This window comes from Pseudomonas arabinosi (assembly GCF_047758675.1).
Taxonomy (GTDB): domain Bacteria; phylum Pseudomonadota; class Gammaproteobacteria; order Pseudomonadales; family Pseudomonadaceae; genus Aquipseudomonas; species Aquipseudomonas arabinosi.
On record NZ_CP180480.1, the window covers coordinates 1,284,916 to 1,297,857 of the forward strand.

General features: G+C 59.9%; 17 protein-coding genes. 8 read left to right on the forward strand and 9 right to left on the reverse strand.

Annotation, left to right across the window (positions count from 1 at the left end):
* Window positions 1-16: 16 nt before the first annotated feature.
* The 5 genes from ACMXYJ_RS05885 to ACMXYJ_RS05905 all read right to left on the reverse strand — a co-directional run bounded on the left by ACMXYJ_RS05885 (window position 17) and on the right by ACMXYJ_RS05905 (window position 3,473).
* Window positions 17-415, reverse strand: coding sequence for an HvfA family oxazolone/thioamide-modified RiPP metallophore (locus ACMXYJ_RS05885; RefSeq protein ID WP_415759088.1), 399 nt, complete (start codon window positions 413-415; stop codon window positions 17-19).
* Window positions 416-734: 319 nt separating this feature from the next.
* The gene (locus tag ACMXYJ_RS05890) at window positions 735-2,033 is read right to left on the reverse strand and encodes an NAD(P)/FAD-dependent oxidoreductase (protein WP_415759089.1); all 1,299 of its coding nucleotides are present in this window, start codon (window positions 2,031-2,033) and stop codon (window positions 735-737) included.
* A gap of 60 nt (window positions 2,034-2,093) precedes the next feature.
* Complete coding sequence (locus ACMXYJ_RS05895; protein WP_074870992.1) at window positions 2,094-2,267, reverse strand: DUF3094 domain-containing protein; 174 nt, start codon at window positions 2,265-2,267, stop codon at window positions 2,094-2,096.
* A gap of 55 nt (window positions 2,268-2,322) precedes the next feature.
* Window positions 2,323-2,850 carry an MOSC domain-containing protein gene (locus ACMXYJ_RS05900; protein ID WP_415759090.1) on the reverse strand — a complete coding sequence of 176 codons (528 nt, stop codon included), beginning with the start codon at window positions 2,848-2,850 and terminating at the stop codon, window positions 2,323-2,325.
* Window positions 2,847-3,473 carry a DUF1780 domain-containing protein gene (locus ACMXYJ_RS05905; RefSeq protein ID WP_008154887.1) on the reverse strand — a complete coding sequence of 209 codons (627 nt, stop codon included), beginning with the start codon at window positions 3,471-3,473 and terminating at the stop codon, window positions 2,847-2,849. Before ACMXYJ_RS05905 ends, ACMXYJ_RS05900 begins: the two co-directional genes overlap by 4 nt.
* Before the next feature lie 129 nt (window positions 3,474-3,602).
* Between ACMXYJ_RS05905 and ACMXYJ_RS05910 the strand changes: the two genes are divergently transcribed.
* The 5 genes from ACMXYJ_RS05910 (at window position 3,603) to ACMXYJ_RS05930 (ending at window position 8,887) form a co-directional block, all read left to right on the forward strand.
* Entirely contained in the window at window positions 3,603-4,070 is a 468-nt protein-coding gene (locus ACMXYJ_RS05910; RefSeq protein WP_415759091.1) for an FAD/FMN-containing dehydrogenase, read from the forward strand.
* Between the two features lie 302 nt (window positions 4,071-4,372).
* Entirely contained in the window at window positions 4,373-5,740 is a 1,368-nt protein-coding gene (locus tag ACMXYJ_RS05915) for an aromatic acid/H+ symport family MFS transporter (RefSeq protein ID WP_415759092.1), read from the forward strand.
* Window positions 5,737-6,957, forward strand: coding sequence for a benzoate/H(+) symporter BenE family transporter (locus ACMXYJ_RS05920; protein ID WP_415759093.1), 1,221 nt, complete (start codon window positions 5,737-5,739; stop codon window positions 6,955-6,957). Before ACMXYJ_RS05915 ends, ACMXYJ_RS05920 begins: the two co-directional genes overlap by 4 nt.
* 17 nt (window positions 6,958-6,974) lie before the next feature.
* Window positions 6,975-8,243: an OprD family porin gene (locus tag ACMXYJ_RS05925; protein WP_415759094.1), complete on the forward strand. Its 1,269-nt coding sequence runs from the start codon at window positions 6,975-6,977 to the stop codon at window positions 8,241-8,243.
* Window positions 8,244-8,437: 194 nt separating this feature from the next.
* Complete coding sequence (locus ACMXYJ_RS05930; RefSeq protein WP_415760683.1) at window positions 8,438-8,887, forward strand: methyl-accepting chemotaxis protein; 450 nt, start codon at window positions 8,438-8,440, stop codon at window positions 8,885-8,887.
* A 20-nt stretch (window positions 8,888-8,907) separates the two neighbouring features.
* Here ACMXYJ_RS05930 and ACMXYJ_RS05935 read toward each other — a convergent pair whose 3' ends face one another.
* Window positions 8,908-9,150: a DUF2790 domain-containing protein gene (locus ACMXYJ_RS05935; protein WP_415759095.1), complete on the reverse strand. Its 243-nt coding sequence runs from the start codon at window positions 9,148-9,150 to the stop codon at window positions 8,908-8,910.
* Window positions 9,151-9,271: 121 nt separating this feature from the next.
* Between ACMXYJ_RS05935 and ACMXYJ_RS05940 the strand changes: the two genes are divergently transcribed.
* The 3 genes from ACMXYJ_RS05940 to ACMXYJ_RS05950 all read left to right on the forward strand — a co-directional run bounded on the left by ACMXYJ_RS05940 (window position 9,272) and on the right by ACMXYJ_RS05950 (window position 11,249).
* Window positions 9,272-10,204, forward strand: a complete 933-nt coding sequence (locus ACMXYJ_RS05940) for a LysR family transcriptional regulator (protein WP_415759096.1) — start codon at window positions 9,272-9,274, stop codon at window positions 10,202-10,204.
* Window positions 10,205-10,280: 76 nt separating this feature from the next.
* Window positions 10,281-10,970 (forward strand): energy-coupling factor ABC transporter permease, encoded by a 690-nt coding sequence (locus tag ACMXYJ_RS05945; protein WP_415759097.1) that lies wholly within the window; start codon window positions 10,281-10,283, stop codon window positions 10,968-10,970.
* A gap of 63 nt (window positions 10,971-11,033) precedes the next feature.
* A complete protein-coding gene (locus tag ACMXYJ_RS05950) occupies window positions 11,034-11,249 on the forward strand; it encodes a hypothetical protein (RefSeq protein ID WP_033054332.1) in 216 nt (71 codons plus the stop codon).
* Window positions 11,250-11,252: 3 nt separating this feature from the next.
* Here ACMXYJ_RS05950 and yacG read toward each other — a convergent pair whose 3' ends face one another.
* Genes yacG through ACMXYJ_RS05965 form a run of 3 tightly spaced genes read right to left on the reverse strand, consistent with a single transcriptional unit; the run spans window position 11,253 to window position 12,942 of the window.
* On the reverse strand, window positions 11,253-11,453 hold the full coding sequence (gene yacG / locus ACMXYJ_RS05955) for a DNA gyrase inhibitor YacG (RefSeq protein WP_140681081.1): 201 nt from the start codon (window positions 11,451-11,453) through the stop codon (window positions 11,253-11,255).
* Window positions 11,450-12,073 carry a dephospho-CoA kinase gene (gene coaE, locus ACMXYJ_RS05960; RefSeq protein ID WP_415759098.1) on the reverse strand — a complete coding sequence of 208 codons (624 nt, stop codon included), beginning with the start codon at window positions 12,071-12,073 and terminating at the stop codon, window positions 11,450-11,452. Before coaE ends, yacG begins: the two co-directional genes overlap by 4 nt.
* A complete protein-coding gene (locus ACMXYJ_RS05965; RefSeq protein ID WP_415759099.1) occupies window positions 12,070-12,942 on the reverse strand; it encodes a prepilin peptidase in 873 nt (290 codons plus the stop codon). The genes coaE and ACMXYJ_RS05965 overlap by 4 nt, the downstream gene beginning before the upstream one ends.

Consider the following 12,942-nt stretch of genomic DNA (forward strand, 5'->3'; position numbering starts at 1 on the left):
CTTGGTTCTCAGACGCTTAGGCGCCGTCTTGGTCTTTCAAGTGCTCGAACAGGCCTTTTGGCATTTTCTTGCCATTGGCTTCGTAGTTAGCTTTCACGTTATCGAATGCCTCTTGCTCGTCGATGAAGCCGTCATGGTTGGTGTCGATCTTGTCGAAATTGGACTTCGGCGCGACTTTCTGGAATTCGGCACGGGAGACCTTGCCGTCGTCATCGGTGTCGGTTTTTGCCATCGACGCATCGCCACACTTGCCTTCGCCACATTTGCCTTCAGGCGTCTTCACGACCTGTTCGGCCGAGGCCAGCAGGTAACCCTGAGTCAGGGGTTGCGAGGCGAACACAGCGCCGGACAACATCATGCCACCGGCCAAAACAGCGCCGAGCAAACCGATAGTGTTTTTGGTGGTACGGGACATTTCAATACTCCTGGGTTGCACGACACAACCGTTCGATAAAGGACGCCACGTCAGTGCGGCGATAACCGTAGCAGGCGGGGTGCCTTGCTCGGGTGTGGCCATTTAGCGGGCGTGGTGTATCGCTACTGTGTCGCGTAAGGGGGAGTTTGTAAGCGAAGGGGATGAAACGGCGGGGGAGATACAGTGAGACACAGTTCTCCAAATCAATGAATAACAAATGTGGGAGCGAGCTTGCTCGCGATAGCGGTCTGACATTCAGCGCATCTGTTGAATGTTAAGCCGTCATCGCGAGCAAGCTCGCTCCCACAGTGGATGTGTGTCAGTGCAGTTTGAGTCGCGGCTCAGTCCCGCGACCGATCTTGCTACCCAACATCAGCATCGCCGTGCGAAACGCGCCATACAGCGCCATCTGGTGCATGCGGTACAGCGACACGTAAAACATCCGCGCCAGCCAGCCTTCCAGCATCACGCTGCCGGTGAGGTTGCCCATCAAGTTACCCACAGCCGAAAAACGCGACAGCGAGATCAGCGAGCCATAGTCGGTGTATTTATACGCAGGCAGAGGCTTGCCTTCGATCCGCAACTTCAGCGATTTGGCCAGCAACGAAGCCTGCTGATGCGCAGCCTGGGCGCGCGGCGGCACATTGCGATCGGTGCCCGGCTGCGGGCAGGCCGCGCAGTCACCGAAGGCGAAGATGTTCTCGTCGCGGGTGGTTTGCAGGGTCGGCAGTACTTGCAGCTGATTGATCCGGTTGGTCTCCAGGCCATCGATGTCCTTGAGGAAACCCGGTGCACGAATCCCGGCGGCCCAGACTTTCAGGCTGGCGTTGATGACTTTGCCATCGGCGGTAATCAGGCTGTCGGCCGTCACTTCACTGACGGCGGCATTGGTCATGACGTTGACCCCGAGTTTCTCCAGGGTTTTATGCACAGGCCCGCCGATACGTTCCGGCAGGGCGGGCAGCACCCGTGGTCCGGCTTCGATCAGGGTGATGTGCATGTTTTCCGGTTTGATCCGGTCAAGACCATAGGCGGCCAATTCATGCGCAGCGTTGTGCAGTTCTGCGGCCAGTTCTACTCCGGTAGCACCGGCGCCGACGATGGCGACGCTGATCTGCTCGACCTTGTCGGTCTGCCCGGCATGGGCGCGCAGGTAGTGGTTGAGCAATTGCTGATGGAAACGCTCGGCCTGTTTGCGGGTGTCGAGGAACAGACAGTGTTGCGCCGCGCCCTGAGTCCCGAAATCGTTGGTGGTGCTGCCGACCGAGATCACTAGCGAGTCGTAACCCACTTCGCGTGCCGGGACCAGTTCAATGCCGGCCTCGTCGTAGGTGGCGGCGAGCTGGATTTTCTTCTGTGCGCGATCAAGCCCGCTCATGCGCCCCAGCTGGAACTCGAAGTGGTTCCATTTCGCCTGGGCAACATAGTTGAGTTCGTCTTCGGAAGAGTTCAGGGAACCTGCCGCCACTTCGTGCAACAGCGGTTTCCAGATGTGGGTCAGGTTCGCGTCGACCAGCATCACACTGGCCGTGCCGCGCTTGCCCAGAGTCTTACCCAGACGGGTAGCCAACTCCAGACCGCCGGCGCCGCCGCCAACGATGACAATACGATGAGTCATGGGGATATCTCGCAAGGCTAAAAGAAATCGGTGCAATTACCCGAGCGAGCGCGATGCGGCTCATAGCGTCAGGTAACTGATAAATCGGCTCAACAGGCCTAAACCAATGGTCACTGCCAACACCACCACCAGGAGCATCCACGGCCGGAAAGGCCGGCGCTCGACTTGGTGCTGGGACAGTTGCAGGTACTCTTCGACATGCTTTTGGTCGTCGGGGTTCAGGCGGCTGGTCATATTGGGCCTCGTCAGGGGGTAGACGTTGCTAAATGTGTAGAAGCTACAGCAGGCTTTAGCCCACATTGAACGGAGCATAGCCGCTGGCAGGAATGGGCTCGACGCTCACCGTATCGTCCAGGCGAATGATTCCACTTTGTAACACCCGGGCGGTGATTCCGCCATGTCCGCGAACGGCCTGAAAGGTCCCGGGGCCGAGGTTGTTCTCGAGGCGGGCGCAGGGCTGACACCAGCCCGTAGTTTCGAAAATCGCCTGTCCGATCCTGAAGCGACGGCCCTTGAGACTGAAGAGATTGATGCCGCTGACGACGATGTTGCGTCGCAAATCCTGCGCTAACACCGGTTGATCCGCCGGGCGGCCCATCAGCGAGTTGATCACCGCCAGATGCTCCCATTGAATCAGCGTGACCTGCCGCGCATTGCGTATGCCGGGACGCGTGTGATCACCGGTCAAACCGGCTTCAAGCCGCGCCTCCACGGCATCGAGTTCGATCATCTGAGAACGTGACTGCGGCCGCACGCCGATCCAGCGAACGCGACCCGTTTGCGGCACTTCGGCAATCAGCTCCTGCAATGGACTCACAGGCTGATCCCGACATCGAAAACAATGCTGCGGCCCAGGTTGCTGCGCAGGAAATCCGGTGCGTCCGGGTGTGCGAACAGCACACGGGCGAAGGTTGGACCGACCAGCGACAACGAGCGCCAGCCCTGGCGCAGGTATTCGGTCGGTGGCGGGAAATGGCTGTTGAGGTCCAGCACTTCGCGCTTGAGGCTGGCGAAGGCGATGATGTCCAGTTCGCCCAGGTCCATGCCGCGTTCTTTGTAGTTGTGCGCTTTTTTGCGCAAGGTCGGCGCCAGTCTCAGCAGAAACTCATTGGCCGGAATGCGCCGGGGCTTGGCCTCGCGGCGCACCAGCGAACTCAGGGAAAACGCGCTGCGCCGGCGTTGCAGCTCGTCGCGCCATTCGTCGTTGAGGCGTCGGCCTTCATCGAGCACGAAAAACACTTCGAAACTGGCGTCACGAAACAGCACGTCCGGCGGCTCTCCGGCGGGGGCGAATTCATCGGCGCGATAGGGAATGTTCAGGCCTTGCAGCAGGCGCTGACAAACCCAACGCTCACGCTCCCATTTGCGGGCATTGGACAGGAACGCGTTGGCTTGCTCGGCCGCGATGGTCAGCAGGCGTAAATAATCTGAGTCATCCATAGGCCCAAGCTTAGCGTTCATTTGCGACAAGCAGAAAGCGTGAAACGGTAAAGAGGGGAACTGGGCACTTGGAAAGGGCGGTGTAGACTGATGGCCATTACGCATATGCGCTCAAACGAGGAGTCGAACGTGAAATATTGGCCGGTGTTGTTGCTCAGTCTTCTGCCTCTTTGGGCGCAGGCGCTGGAGGTGGGTGAGCGGCTGGCGCCGTGGACCTTGCTTGATCAGTTCGATCAGGCCTTCACGCTCGATAATCAGACTCAGACGCTGCTGGTGGCGCGCAGCATGGACGCCGCCAAACTGGTCGGCGCCGCTCTGCAGGGTCAGCCCAAGGGCTACCTGGAGGCTCGGCACGCGGTGTTTGTGGCGGACATCCAGCGCATGCCTCGAATGATCGCGAAAATGTTCGCAGTACCGGCCATGCGCGATTATGCCTATCGAGTGATGCTTGACCGTGATGGGCGCGTGGCGCCGCGCTACCCCGGGTCCGTGGATAAAGTGCTGTGGCTGCAGCTCAAGGACGGTCAGTTGGTGGATCAGCACGAATACGCCACGGCTGCGCAATTGCGTGAGGCGCTGGAGAAGGCCCTGCCTTGATCGGCGCAAAGCTTGCGTAACCGCAGACACTGACAACATCTGGGTCATCCATAGGCCCGTGCTTAGCGTTCAAATGTGATCGCAATGAAGGCAGTTCATCGCAGAGGTTGCGACCTGCCGGATTTGCGGCCTGCCATCCCCCGCAACACTCCTCATCCCACGCCCGGTTCAGGGCATTGCACAAAACGGATAGCGATCTGCGTAAAGCGGATATTGCCCCGTGCCTGTCGCCTTTACCCTCGGCTGTACGGACGTTAGCCGTGTTGCCGACGATCTTAAAATAACAACAAGAGATAAATGCCATGCGCAAGATCGACGTACATGAGGTTATCGACAACGCACGATTCAACCGCTTTCACTGGATGGTGCTGTTCTGGTGTGCCCTGATCATCATTTTCGACGGTTACGATTTGGTGATCTACGGCGTGGTGCTGCCGATGCTGATGAAAGAGTGGGGGCTCAGTCCTCTGCAAGCGGGCGCACTGGGAAGTTATGCACTGTTCGGGATGATGTTCGGCGCGCTGTTCTTCGGCCCGCTGTCAGACAAGATCGGCCGCAAAAAAGCCATCACGATCTGCGTGATGCTGTTCAGCGGTTTTACCGTGCTCAATGGTTTTGCCCGCAACCCCACCGAGTTTGGCCTCTGCCGGTTCATTGCCGGGCTTGGCATTGGCGGGGTGATGCCTAACGTCGTGGCGCTGATGAACGAGTACGCGCCGAAGAAAATCCGCAGCACGCTAGTGGCGATCATGTTCAGCGGCTACTCGGTGGGCGGCATGCTTTCGGCGGGGCTCGGTATCGTGCTGATCCCGAGTTTTGGCTGGCAATCGGTGTTTTACGTGGCGGTGCTGCCGTTGCTGTTGTTGCCGTTGATCATGTACTTCCTGCCCGAGTCGGTGGGTTTCATGCTGCGTCAGGGGCGCAATGAAGAGGCGCGCAACATCCTGCAGCGGATTGAGCCGGCTTACGTCGCGCAAACTGGCGATCAGTTGCACATGAGCGAAGTGAAGGGCACTGGCACTCCGGTGTTGCAACTGTTTCGCGAAGGTCGTGCGCTGCGCACGCTGATGTTGTGGCTGGCATTTTTCTGCTGCTTGCTGATGGTCTACGCCTTGAGTTCGTGGCTGCCAAAACTGATGGCCAACGCTGGTTACAGCTTGGGCTCGAGTCTGTCGTTCCTGCTGGTGCTCAACTTCGGCGCCATTTTCGGCGCGGTGGGCGGCGGTGTGCTGGGGGACAAACTCAACTTGCCTCGGGTGTTGGCGGTGTTCTTCGCCGTGGCTGCCGTGTCGATCACCTTGCTGGGTTTCAACAGCCCGATGCCGCTGTTGTACCTGTTGATCGCCATTGCCGGCGCCACCACCATCGGCTCTCAGATCCTGTTGTACGCCTGCGCCGCGCAGTTCTACTCCATGACCATTCGCTCCACCGGTTTGGGTTGGGCGTCAGGTATCGGGCGCAACGGTGCCATCGTCGGACCGCTGCTGGGCGGTGCCTTGCTCGGGATCAGCCTGCCGCTGCAACTGAACTTCATGGCCTTTGCCTTGCCCGGTGCGGTGGCCGCCATCGCCATGACCGTGTTCGCCATCAGCAGTCGGCACAGTGCTAAACAAGCGCTGTCGGGCCTGCGCAACGAATCGCCTGACGGGGCTGTCGGCGAGGTTTCATGAAAACCTTATTCCAGGACTTTTCCCTGTCTGCGGCAGTCGCCGGATTTGTCGCCACGGTGATTTCCTACGCAGGCCCGTTGGTGATCATCTTTCAGGCTGCCGAGACCGCGCACCTCTCGCGGGAGGTGCTGTCTTCCTGGGTCTGGGCGATTTCCGTCGGCAGCGCGGTGCTCGGTATCGGTTTGAGCCTGCGTTACCGCGTCCCGGTGATCATCGCGTGGTCGGCGCCGGGTTCGGCGTTGCTGGTGGCGCTGTTGCCGGGGATCTCCATGCCGGAAGCGGTCGGCGCGTATCTGGTCAGCAGCCTGATTATCTTTCTGGTCGGGGTGTCGGGGGCGTTTGACCGGATCATCGGCAAACTGCCGGCGGCGATTGCGGCAGCGATGCTGGCGGGAATTTTGTTCAGCTTCGGCACCGGGTTGTTCGTCTCGTTGCAGGGCAAGCCGCTGCTGGTGCTGGCGATGTTTGTCACGTACCTGATCTGCAAACGGTTGATGCCGCGGTATGCGGTGTTGATGGTGCTGGTGGTGGGCTGCTCGATGGCTTTTCTCGCCGGTGATTTGCACCGCGAGGCGTTGGTGATCGGGTTGGCCACGCCGGTGTGGATCACCCCCGCGTTCAGCCTGAGCGCGACCCTGAATATCGCCTTGCCGCTGGTGATGGTGGCGCTGACCGGCCAGTTCGTTCCCGGCATGGCGGTGCTGCGCGCCAGCGGTTACGCAACACCGGCCGGCCCGATCATCGCCAGCAGTGCGGTGGGCACGGCGCTGTTGGCGCCGTTTGGTTGCCATGGGCTGAATCTGGCCGCCATCACCGCGGCGATTTGTACCGGGCGCGAGGCCCATGAAAGTCCCGGCAAACGCTATGTGGCCGGGGTTGTGGGCGGGCTGTGTTACCTGGTGCTGGGGATCTTCGGCGCCACCCTGGTTTCACTGTTTTCGGCGTTCCCCAAAGAACTGATCGCGGCCTTGGCCGGGCTGGCGCTGTTTGCTGCGATTGCCGGGGCGTTGGCCGGCGCAATGGCCGTGCCGAATGATCGCGAAGCCGCGTTGGTGACTTTTTTGACCACCGCGTCGGGCATGTCGTTGTTGGGTTTGTCCGCCGCCTTTTGGGGGCTGATTTTCGGCATGGTCACGCACTTGTTGTTAAACGCCCGTCGTCCCGTTCCCCACCGCGAGTCCGCGGCGGCTGAAGCACTTCAACCTGTCGATCAATAAAAATAAGAGAAAAAACGATGAAGCAGATTCTTCCAACAACCGGTTCAGTGTTGTCCATGGCTGTCGTCTCGAGTTTCTCCGCCGGTGCGATAGCGGCCGAGAGTGGCTTCATCGAAGACACCACTGCGACCTTGCAAGCACGCAATTACTATTTCAGTCGGGACTTCTCCGACATCGTCGGGGCCAACCAACAATCGAAGGCCGAAGAGTGGGCGCAGGGCTTCATCCTTAACGTCAAATCCGGTTATACCCAAGGCCCCGTCGGTTTTGGAGTGGATGTCATTGGCCTGCTCGGCCTCAAGCTCGACAGCAGCCCGGATCGGGTCAATACCGGTTTGTTGCCGGTGCAGGGTGACGGGCGCGCGGCGAATGATTACAGCCGTCTGGAAGGCGCGTTGAAGGTGCGTGTCTCCAAAACCGAACTGAAGGTGGGTGAGTTGCAACCCAACCTGCCGGTACTGGCCTTCAGTGATATCCGTTTGCTGCCGCCCAGCTATCAGGGTGCGAGCATCAGCTCAAACGAGATCAATGGCCTGACTGTGCAGGGTGGCCACTTGAGTTCGACCAGCCTGCGCAACGAGGCTGGCGACGAAAAGATGCAAGCCATGCTCGGTCACGTACCGCAGCGTCAGGTCAGCAGTGATGGCTTCAACTTTGCCGGCGCCGATTACGCTTTCAACGATAAACGCAGCTCGGTCAGCGCTTGGTTCGGGCAACTGGAAGATATCTACAACCAGCGTTTTCTCGGCCTCAAGCATAGCGAGCCACTCGGTAACTGGATCCTGGGCGCCAACCTTGGTTATTACGATTCGCGCGAAGACGGCAAAAAGCTGCTGGGCAACATCGATAACCAGGCGTTCTTCTCCTTGCTGTCAGCCAAGCGTGGCGGCCACACGTTCTATGTCGGCTATCAGGGCATGTTCGGCGACAGTGCATTCCCGCGAGTGTTTGCCAACATCAGCCCACTGGGTAACGAGGTGCCGACCTACGAGTTCGCCTACACCGATGAGCGCTCCTGGCAGGCGCGTTACGACTACGATTTTGCGGCCCTCGGCGTGCCGGGGCTGACCAGCACCGTGCGCTACATCACCGGCAACAATGTCGATACCGGCAAAGGGTTCGAGGGCAAGGACCGCGAACGCGATCTGGACATCGGCTATGTGCTGCAGAGCGGCAGCCTCAAAGGCCTCGGGATCCGAGTGCGCAACGCGATGGCCCGCTCCAACTACCGCAGTGATATCGACGAAAACCGCTTGATCCTCAGTTACACATGGACGCTGCTATGACCACTGAAAAAGAACAACCCACTTACAAAATCGGCTTGCAGGTCAAGCTGGAGCAATTGACCGAGTCCGTGCTGCAAACCGAGGAAGACATGCGCTTTGCCAATCAACTGGCGCGCACGGCAGGTGAGCGGGTGAAGGCGAGTGCGCTGAGCATGCAGTCTTCGGCCAGTGTGCTGGAAGACCTGAACCTCTACATGCAGCGTCTGGATCAAGTGTTCGACGAGCTCGGCAGTCAGTCGATGCGCATCGGCGCGATTGTCGGCAGCATCCAGGACATTTCCCGTCAGACCAACCTGTTGGCGTTGAACGCAGCCATTGAGGCGGCGAGGGCGGGCAGCCATGGCCGAGGGTTTGCGGTGGTGGCCGATGAGGTGCGCAATCTCTCGCGTCAGGCCGCGGACTCCAGCGCGCAGATCCGGCAAATCGCTACGGGGCTGGAACAGTCCGCTGAACAGGCACGCCAAGGTCTTCAGCAGTTGTCCGGCTCCACACGTCTGGGTCTGGAAAAGGCCGGAGTGGCCCTGCACTCGATGGGCGAACTGCAAAGCGGTGCGGTTGCCAGGGTCGAGGTGGTCGAACGCATCATGGCGCGCTTGGCCGGTTTGCATGATCTGGCCTTGCAGGCGAAACGAATGATCGTGTGAGTCGTGCTGCGTGCCAGTGATTACAGGTTGCTGGTGCAATCACCCATGACTTCGTACGTCACGCGATGGGTCTGGCCTTGATGATCGACGTACTCCATGGTCGCCGGCACAACCCCGCAGGCGGTCGCGGTGTTCGACACTGAAACCACTTCGGCGATGTCCAGAGGCTGTGCAGGGTTGTACGAGGTAGCGGTGGGTTCGTTGCCGGCGGCCATGGCCGAGGTGGCGACAACGGTCAGAAACAGGCTGATCAGGGTTTTCATTTTTCTGTGCTCCGTGTTGATTCCGATACCTGAATTCTAGTCTTTGCCCGCGACCGATAAAGGGGCCCGCGCCTGATGCAGCCTTACATGAAACGTAACAGTCACCGCCCGTGGAGGGCTTATGGATCTGCTCAATAACTTGCGGGTGTTCGTCCGCGTGGTGGAGTGCGCAAGCTTTACCGCCGCCGCCGATGCGCTGGACCTGTCGACCGCGCAAGTGTCGCGACTGGTGGCTGATCTGGAGCAGCATGTGCAAGCTCGCTTGCTGCAACGCACCACGCGGCGGTTGAGCCTGACTGAGGCCGGTGAACGCTTTTTGGTGCGCAGTCGGCAAATACTCGAAGAAATGGAGGTGGCAACGGCAGAGGCCCGCGGCGCCCATCTGAAACCGAGTGGACGGCTGCGGGTTCACAGCATGAATGGCCTGGGCGTGCTGATCACGCCATTGATCGCCCGTTACAGCGAGCTTTACCCCGATGTGGTGTTTGAGCTGACCCTGTCGCAGCGCAATCCCGATCCACTGGAGGAAGGGCACGATGTGGTGATTTCGATTGCCCATGAACTGGCCGACTCGCAAATGGTTGCCCATGCGATCGGGCAGATTTATAGCGTGCCCTGCGCCTCCCCGGAATACCTGCAACGGCATGGCGTGCCGCACACACCGCTGGCGCTGAACGATCATCGGTGCCTGCGCATGCTCGACCCGTTGTACAGCGATGAATGGGTGTTCCGGGACGAAGTGGGAGAGCATGCCGTCAGCCCGGCCAGGACCTTTCAATGCAACGTCGCCGAGTCGATGGTCAAGGCGTCGGAGGCCGGCATGGGGATTAGCCTGATTCCGTTCTACACCGCGACGCGCTCCTTGAGCGATGGCACCTTGTTGCGCTTGCTGCCGGCCTGGCGCCCCCGTGAGCGCAACGTGTATGCGTTGTACCCGTCGCGGCGATTTCTCGATGCCAAGGTCAGGACCTGGGTGGACTTTCTCAAGGCCGAATTGCCCAAGCTATTCGCTGAACACGAGGCGGTGATGAACGATCCACGGCATTGGGCCTGACGTCGAAGGGCGTGCGAAGGGCGGTGTAGACTGAGGGCCTGTTCTCTTTCGGCAAGACAAGGGAGTGTGCGCAGCCATGATCGGCGCCGAGTTGCTGTCACCTGAAACCCTCACGGCAGGGTGGTTGATCTATGTACCCGTGCTGATCTGGGCCGTTGCGCGAGCGCCGTGGGTCGAACTGTTCAGCGACAGTCGCCGCCAACATCTGTTGTTCGGCACGGTGTTCGCGCTGTTCATGCTCTGGCTGGTGCGACAAGACTTCGACACCGGCGTGTCCTACCACTTCATTGGCATGACCGCCGTGACCCTGTTGCTCGACTGGCCGCTGGCGATTGTCGGCGGGTTGGTCGCGCAAGCAGGACTCGTGCTGCTCGGGCGGCAGGATCTGGCGGCGATGGGGGTCAACGGCGCGCTGCTGATTCTGCTGCCGGTGCTGATCACCGAGTGCTGCGCGATCCTGGTGGAGCGAGCGCAACCGCGTAATCCCTTTGTGTATATCTTCGTGTCCGGGTTTTTTGCAGCGGCGCTGTCGGCGTTGCTGTGCCTGCTATTGGCGCTGTGGCTGCTGTGGTTCGACGAACGTTTCGCCATGCCGTATTGGCTGGAAGATTTTGTCGGATATCTGTGGCTGCTGATTTTCCCGGAAGCGTTCATCAACGGCATGGTGGTCAGCGCGCTGGTGGTTTTCTGCCCCGAGTGGCTGGAGACGTTCAATCGCACGCGCTACCTTTCGGCACCCTGGAAGGACGACGATCCCAAATCTTGATCCACATCAAAGGCAAAAACCGCTCACGAATCCATGCTCTGGAAAACCTTCAGGAGCATCGAAATGAGTGTCTACGAATGGGCAAGGCAGGAGTTGCGTCAGAGTCTGGATGGGGCGCAGGAAGTGGGGTTTGATCCGGGATTGAGCCTGCGCGCCTTGCTCAGTGCAGTGGTGCAACAGAGCAAGGCAGTGCGCAGCGCCGAAGACCTGGCCGATGAGTTGCGTTTTCTTGCGGAAAACCTCGATGACAGCCAGGACTACGGTTTTATGCGGCCTTGAAGATCAGTGGCGCGGCTCGAAGTCTTCGCTGAACAGGTCGTCTTCGGCATCCGGGCTGACCGGAATCTTGTGTTCTTCCGACGCCCAGGCGCCCAGGTCAATCAGCTTGCAACGGTCCGAACAGAATGGCCGGAATTTGTTTTCCGGGCTCCATTCAACAGGGGCGCCGCAGGTTGGGCAATCGACGGTTGGGGTTTGGCTCATGACTGGCCTCCACGCAAAGTAAGGTAAAAGTGATGCAGGCGTTCGACCTCGCTGTGCAGCCAGGCGAGGTCGCGGTCGTTGACCACCACATCGTCGGCATGGCTCACGCGGTCCTGTCGGCTGGACTGGGCCTTGAGGATCGCCTGGACCTGTTGCTCGCTGGTCTGGTCACGCTGCAGGGTGCGCTCGATCTGTAGTTGTTCCGGGGCATCGATCACCAGTACCCGTTGGGTCATGGCGTACTGCCTGGACTCGATCAGCAGCGGCGAAACCAGAATCGCGTAAGGCGATTGTGCCTTGGCCAGATGATCGGCGATTTCCTTGGCGATCAACGGATGCAGCAACGCTTCGAGCCAGCGGCGTTCCTCAGGCACTTCGAAGATCAGTTTGCGCAACGCCGCGCGATCCAGCTGCCCGTCGGCTTGCAATACGCCGGGGCCGAAGTGTTCGGCGATTTTGGCCAGCGCCGGGCGACCCGGTTCTACCACCCAGCGCGCCGCGTGATCGGCGTCCACTACGTGCACGCCCAGGTCGATGAAGTGCTGGGCAGCCGCGCTTTTGCCGCTGCCGATGCCGCCGGTCAGGCCGAGAATCCAGGGTTTTTCCACAGGGGTATTCATTTCAAACCGACAAACTGCCAATAGAAGTCGGTTATTTGACCACCCCAGAGCAAGGCAATCCAGCCGGCAATTGCCAGAAAGGGTCCGAAGGGGATCGGCGTGGAGGTTTTCGCGTTGCGCAATCGCAGCAAAATCACGCCGACAACGGCGCCCACCATCGACGATAACAGGATGGTCAGTGGCAAGATCTGCCAGCCACCCCAGGCGCCGAACATCGCTAACAACTTGAAATCACCGTGGCCCATGCCGTCCTTGCCGGTGATCAGCTTGAACAGCCAGAACACCGACCACAGCGCCATATAGCCGGCCACCGCGCCCCACAACGCTTCATGCAAGGACACGAAAAGTCCGAAGCTGTTGACGATCAGCCCCAGCCATATCAGCGGCAGCACCAGCACATCCGGCAGCAGTTGGTGCTCGGCATCGATCAGGCTCATGGTCAGCAACCCCCAGCTCAGAACCAGCGCCATGCAGGCCTGCCAGCCGAAACCGAAATGCCAGGCGATGAACGCCGAGAGCAGACCGCAGGCCAGTTCGGTCAGCGGGTAGCGTTTGCTGATGGCTGCCGTGCAGTTCGAGCATCGACCCCGCAAGAGCAGATAACTGAGCACCGGAATATTTTCCCAGGCGCGGATTCGATGGCCGCACTGTGGGCACTGGGAATGGGGCAGCATCAGGTTGAAGGTTGGCAGCGGTGTTTCGCCTGGCAAGCCCAACACTTCACGAGCCTCCTCACGCCATTCGCGATCAAGCATTTTTGGCAGGCGCCAGACCACCACGTTGAGAAAGCTGCCGATCAGCAGGCCGACCAACAGGGCGGCGATCACGAAGGTCAACGGGTGGAGGGTCAGAATGTCGTTCAAGGGCAT

Bases quoted from the DNA above. Each gene is read 5' to 3' on its own strand.
- ACMXYJ_RS05885 (WP_415759088.1), bottom strand. From the start codon at position 415: ATGTCCCGTACCACCAAAAACACTATCGGTTTGCTCGGCGCTGTTTTG.
- ACMXYJ_RS05890 (WP_415759089.1), bottom strand. From the start codon at position 2,033: ATGACTCATCGTATTGTCATCGTTGGCGGCGGCGCCGGCGGTCTGGAG.
- ACMXYJ_RS05895 (WP_074870992.1), bottom strand. From the start codon at position 2,267: ATGACCAGCCGCCTGAACCCCGACGACCAAAAGCATGTCGAAGAGTAC.
- ACMXYJ_RS05905 (WP_008154887.1), bottom strand. From the start codon at position 3,473: ATGGATGACTCAGATTATTTACGCCTGCTGACCATCGCGGCCGAGCAA.
- ACMXYJ_RS05915 (WP_415759092.1), top strand. From the start codon at position 4,373: ATGCGCAAGATCGACGTACATGAGGTTATCGACAACGCACGATTCAAC.
- ACMXYJ_RS05920 (WP_415759093.1), top strand. From the start codon at position 5,737: ATGAAAACCTTATTCCAGGACTTTTCCCTGTCTGCGGCAGTCGCCGGA.
- ACMXYJ_RS05925 (WP_415759094.1), top strand. From the start codon at position 6,975: ATGAAGCAGATTCTTCCAACAACCGGTTCAGTGTTGTCCATGGCTGTC.
- ACMXYJ_RS05930 (WP_415760683.1), top strand. From the start codon at position 8,438: ATGCAGCGTCTGGATCAAGTGTTCGACGAGCTCGGCAGTCAGTCGATG.
- ACMXYJ_RS05935 (WP_415759095.1), bottom strand. From the start codon at position 9,150: ATGAAAACCCTGATCAGCCTGTTTCTGACCGTTGTCGCCACCTCGGCC.
- ACMXYJ_RS05940 (WP_415759096.1), top strand. From the start codon at position 9,272: ATGGATCTGCTCAATAACTTGCGGGTGTTCGTCCGCGTGGTGGAGTGC.
- ACMXYJ_RS05945 (WP_415759097.1), top strand. From the start codon at position 10,281: ATGATCGGCGCCGAGTTGCTGTCACCTGAAACCCTCACGGCAGGGTGG.
- ACMXYJ_RS05950 (WP_033054332.1), top strand. From the start codon at position 11,034: ATGAGTGTCTACGAATGGGCAAGGCAGGAGTTGCGTCAGAGTCTGGAT.
- yacG (WP_140681081.1), bottom strand. From the start codon at position 11,453: ATGAGCCAAACCCCAACCGTCGATTGCCCAACCTGCGGCGCCCCTGTT.
- coaE (WP_415759098.1), bottom strand. From the start codon at position 12,073: ATGAATACCCCTGTGGAAAAACCCTGGATTCTCGGCCTGACCGGCGGC.
- ACMXYJ_RS05965 (WP_415759099.1), bottom strand. From the start codon at position 12,942: ATGCCCTTGAACGACATTCTGACCCTCCACCCGTTGACCTTCGTGATC.